Origin of the sequence: Candidatus Protofrankia californiensis, assembly GCF_900634765.1 — a bacterium.
Taxonomy (GTDB): domain Bacteria; phylum Actinomycetota; class Actinomycetes; order Frankiales; family Frankiaceae; genus Protofrankia; species Protofrankia californiensis.
Genome location: NZ_CAAAFT010000210.1, coordinates 1 through 4,345 on the forward strand (window position 1 = coordinate 1; position 4,345 = coordinate 4,345).

A 4,345-nucleotide genomic window follows, 5' to 3' on the forward strand; every position below is an offset into this window, starting at 1 on the left:
ACGCAGTAGGTCACCCAGGAAAACCGGGGCGACAAAGCGCACTTCGAACTCCCGCAGGTGCTCCACGCCGAGCCAGTCGGACAGCCAGCCGGCCAGCATCCCGGCCTGCATCTGCCCCATCGAGATGACGCCGGGAAAACCCGTCGACCGTACGAACTCGGGATCGTGGTGCAACGGATTGAAATCGCCGCCCGCGCCAGCGAAGCGCACGATGTCGGTCTGCGTGAGCGGCCCGATCTCCCGGGCCGGGAAGGTATCTCCGATCGTGACCCGAATGGGTTGCCTCATGCGCTCTTTCCCCGCTCGATGAGCACGTCCTGTTGACGGACGACCGGTGTTCCGGTGGAGTCGACGTACTCGGTTTCCAGGGTCACTATGCGCATGGAACCGCCGCGTTTGCCTTCGCGACGTTCGTCGCCGACGACGCGGCGCACACCCCGCAGCGAGTCCCCGGCCTGCAGCGGGCGCACGTACTGCCAGCGCACCGAACCGACGACCACGCGTTCGAGGGCCAGGCCGAGCTTCTCGACGAAGGCGCGCTGGTCGCGCCGGTGCCCGACAACGACGATATGGGTCGGGGTGGCCAGTAGATCGTCGAAACCCGCGGCGCGCGCGGCGTCCGCGTCCGTGTGCACGGGGTCCGTGGTGAACGTCGCCCGGGAGAACTCCCAGATCTTGCCGCGCTCGACGTCGAAGGCGACCTTGTCCACTATGGTGCCGATGAGTTCCCCGCTCAACCGTAGTTCCTCGCCAACGTGAAAACCCCTTTTCGGTCTGACCTATAGTACCATCGCATCAATCGCGGATGAGGGGTACTAACATGGATCTTGCGGACTCGCCGGAGGAACAACACTTCCGCACCGAGGTCCGGCAATGGTTGGCCACGGCCCTTCCGCAGCTTCCCTGGCCGGAGCCGGCCGACCTGGTCGAGAAGCTGCCGTTCTGGCGGCAGTGGCAGCGTATGCTTTTCGACGCCGGTTATGCCGGACTGTCGTGGCCGAAGGAGTACGGCGGCGGTGGTGCCAACGCGAAAATACGCGCGATCTTCACCGAGGAGACGGACCGCGCCGGCGTACCCGAGCGTCTGAACATCATCGGTGAGGACCTCGCCGGTCCGACGATCATCGGGTTCGGCACGGACGCGCAGAAGGAACGGTTTCTCCGGCCGATCCTCTCCGGTGAGGAGATCTGGTGCCAGCTCTTCTCCGAGCCGGAGGCCGGATCAGATCTGGCGTCGCTGCGGACCAGGGCGGCCAAGGTCGACGGCGGCTGGCGGCTGCAGGGCCAGAAGATCTGGACCAGCCGGGCCCACCTCGCAGCCCACGGCATCCTGCTCGCGCGCACCGGCAGGGGACCGCGTCACAAGGGCATCACCTACTTCCTGCTGCCGATGGACGCCGAAGGCGTCACCGTCCGTCCACTCGCGCACATGCTGGGCGAGGCCGAGTTCAACGAGGTCTTCCTCGACGACGTGTTCGTCCCGGACGACATGGTTGTCGGTGAGGTGGACGGCGGCTGGCGCGTCGCGATGGCCACGCTGTCCTATGAACGGGTCGCCATCGCCACCGGCCGGGTGAACACCAAGCGCGCCGTCGACGACATCATCACGGACGTCAGCGGGCTCGCCGACGACAACGGACGCCCGCTGGGGGAGGACCCGGCGATCCGCCAGAAGGTCGCCGATCTCTACGGGCGTGCTCTGATCCACTATCTCATCGGTCAACGGGTGGTCACGCTCGCCACCGACGGCGGCCCACCCGGGCCGGTAACCTCGATCGGCAAGCTCTACTTCTGCCCGCTCGTCGAGGACCTGGCCGATTTCCGGCTCTCCCTGGAGCCGCTCGGCGGTCAGTTCTCCCCGGAGGACGAACGACTGGCCGCCTCGCGGTGGCTCCGGTTGGCCTATCAGGCTCGCGGCACCGCGATCGCCGGGGGCTCCACCTTCATCCAGCGCAACATCGTCGCCGAGCGCATCCTCGACATGCCCCGGAGCTGATCGTGACCGAGTACACCTGGACTCCCACCTCCGAGTACGTCGAGAACGCCAACGTCACGCGGCTGGCGCGCGCGCACGGCCTGTCGTCGCTCGCCGAGCTGCGCGAGCGCTCGGTGCGGGACATCGGCTGGTACTGGGACGCTGTGGTGAAGGACCTGAACCTGCCGTTCCGCACGCCGTACTCGCGGGTGGTCGACCTTTCCGCGGGCATCGAGCATCCCGACTGGTTCGTGGGCGGCGAGCTCAACATCGTTGACGCCTGCCTGGGACGTTGGGACGGGGACGAGTCGGTCGCGAATCAGCCGGCCGTCATCCACACGGCCGAGGACGGCAAGACCAGGACTGTGACCTACCGCGAACTCGTGCGGCAGGTGAACAGGGTCAGTGCGGGCCTGCGTGGGCTGGGGATCGGGAAGGGCGACGCGGTGGCCCTGTTCCTGCCGATGGTTCCCGAAGCCGTTGTCGCCTGCTACGCGGTCGCTCGCCTCGGTGCGGTCCTGGTGCCGTTGTTCTCCGGGTTCGCGCCCACCGCCATCGCCTCCCGCATCCAGGATGCTGACGCCAAGGCGGTCATCGTGGCCGACGGCACCGTGCGGCGTCGACGCGCGGTGCCCATGAAGCCACTGCTCGACGAGGCGCTGCGGTCGTGCCCGACGGTGGAGCATGTCATCGTCGTCGGCAACCTCGAGGGCGTCCCGGAGACCTCCGGGGCCAGGGACACCCGGTGGAGCGATCTTCTCGCCGGCCCGGGCGACGCCGGCGAGGCCGAGGTGATGCGCGCGACCGACACCCTGCTGCTGGCGTACACGTCCGGAACGACGGGCCGGCCCAAGGGCGCTGTCCACACCCACGCCGGTTTCCTCGTGAAGGTGGCCAGCGAGGTCGCTTACTCCTTCGACGTCGGCCCGGGGGGTGTGTTCTGCTGGGTAACCGACATGGGCTGGATCATGGGCCCGCTGTCGATCTTCGGGACGCACGCCAACGGCGCGACGCTGCTGCTGTACGAGGGCTCGCCCGACGTGCCCGACTCCAACCGCCTGTGGGACCTGGTGGACCGGCACGGCGTCACCATGCTCGGGGTCTCGCCGACCCTGATCCGGACGCTTCGCTCCAGTGAGAAGGCCTCGGTCGACGACTTCGACCTGTCGTCGGTGCACGTGCTCGGGTCGACGGGCGAGCCCTGGGACCCCGACTCCTACGAATGGCTGGCAAAGGACGTCTTCGGGGGACGGGTCCCGATCATCAACTTCTCGGGTGGCACCGAGGTCGGCGGATCCTTCCTCGCGCCGTACCCGGTCGAGCCCATCCGGAGCTGCTCGCTGGGCGGGCCGTCGCTGGGCATGGACGTCGACGTGGTGGACGACCGGGCTCAGCCGGTGCGTGGCGAGGTCGGCGAGCTGATCTGCCGTCAGCCATGGCCCGCGATGACGCGCGGAGTGTGGCGGGACGAGGCCCGCTATCTCGAGGCGTACTGGTCGACCTTCCCCGGCGTGTGGCGTCACGGCGACTTCGCCATGGTCGACAAGGACGGGCAGTGGTTCATCCTGGGCCGCTCCGACGACGTCATGAACGTGGCGGGCAAGCGCCTGGCACCCGCCGAGGTCGAGTCAATCATGATCACTCATCCGGCTGTGGCCGAGGCGGCCGCGGTCGGCGTTCCGGACCCCAAGAAGGGCGAGGCCGTCTGGGCGTTCTGGGTTCCCCGCCCGGACGCGACCGAGGACGTCTCGGCACAGCTGCGGGAGATGGTCGCGGCCGAGCTCGGCAAACCCTTCGCTCCGGGGCTGGTTAGGCGGGTTTCACAGCTGCCCAAGACGCGGTCGGCGAAGATACTCCGACGCGCGGTGCGGGCGGCGGCCCTGGGCCGGGATCCCGGGGACCTCTCGGGTGCGGAGAATCCGGACGCGGTGGACGAGATCCGCTCGGTGGTCGGGCTGGGCAACTGAGCGCGGCTGGGTCGAGATCGATGGTCCCCGACGAGGTGCGCCAGCGCCTGTCATGCCTCGTCGGGCACCGAGATCTCGGTGCGTTCCTCGACCTCGAGGACTGCCTGGGCGTAGGAGTGGACGTGACGGTTCATCCGGCGTACCGCGGCCTCGGGGTTCTGCGCTCGAATGGCTTCGGTGATGGACAGGTGCGCCTTCGCCGTCAGCCGTCGTACCTCGGCGTCGATGAACCTCTCGTTCTCGGTGGCGGTGTAGATCGCTCGCGAAAGGGCGGTCATGAGACCGGTCAGCAGCTCGTTGTGACTGGCGATCGCCACGCCCACGTGCCAGTCGACGTTGGCCTGCAGGAACGCCGCCAGCGTGCTGTTCTCGTCGGCGATGGCCTCGTTGGCGGCGTCGAGCA

The 4,345-nt window shown here is 68.2% G+C and carries 5 protein-coding genes; 2 read left to right on the forward strand and 3 right to left on the reverse strand.

What is annotated here, in order from left to right; translation table 11 throughout:
* Positions 1–288 (reverse strand): MaoC/PaaZ C-terminal domain-containing protein (locus DD1DGNOD_RS11410; RefSeq protein WP_283234681.1); only part of this gene is annotated, 288 nt, incomplete at its 3' end.
* Entirely contained in the window at positions 285–737 is a 453-nt protein-coding gene (locus DD1DGNOD_RS11415; RefSeq protein ID WP_131770090.1) for an FAS1-like dehydratase domain-containing protein, read from the reverse strand. The genes DD1DGNOD_RS11415 and DD1DGNOD_RS11410, both read right to left, overlap by 4 nt.
* Positions 738–820: 83 nt before the next feature.
* Between DD1DGNOD_RS11415 and DD1DGNOD_RS11420 the strand changes: the two genes are divergently transcribed.
* Together DD1DGNOD_RS11420 and DD1DGNOD_RS11425 are read left to right on the forward strand one after the other, a co-directional pair.
* Entirely contained in the window at positions 821–1,996 is a 1,176-nt protein-coding gene (locus tag DD1DGNOD_RS11420) for an acyl-CoA dehydrogenase family protein (RefSeq protein WP_131766550.1), read from the forward strand.
* A 2-nt stretch (positions 1,997–1,998) separates the two neighbouring features.
* Positions 1,999–3,942 carry an AMP-binding protein gene (locus tag DD1DGNOD_RS11425; protein WP_131766551.1) on the forward strand — a complete coding sequence of 648 codons (1,944 nt, stop codon included), beginning with the start codon at positions 1,999–2,001 and terminating at the stop codon, positions 3,940–3,942.
* 50 nt (positions 3,943–3,992) lie between these two features.
* Here DD1DGNOD_RS11425 and DD1DGNOD_RS11430 read toward each other — a convergent pair.
* The coding region (locus tag DD1DGNOD_RS11430) for a FadR/GntR family transcriptional regulator (RefSeq protein WP_131770096.1) at positions 3,993–4,345 on the reverse strand (353 nt) is incomplete at its 5' end.

Bases quoted from the DNA above. Each gene is read 5' to 3' on its own strand.
- DD1DGNOD_RS11420 (WP_131766550.1), top strand. From the start codon at position 821: ATGGATCTTGCGGACTCGCCGGAGGAACAACACTTCCGCACCGAGGTC.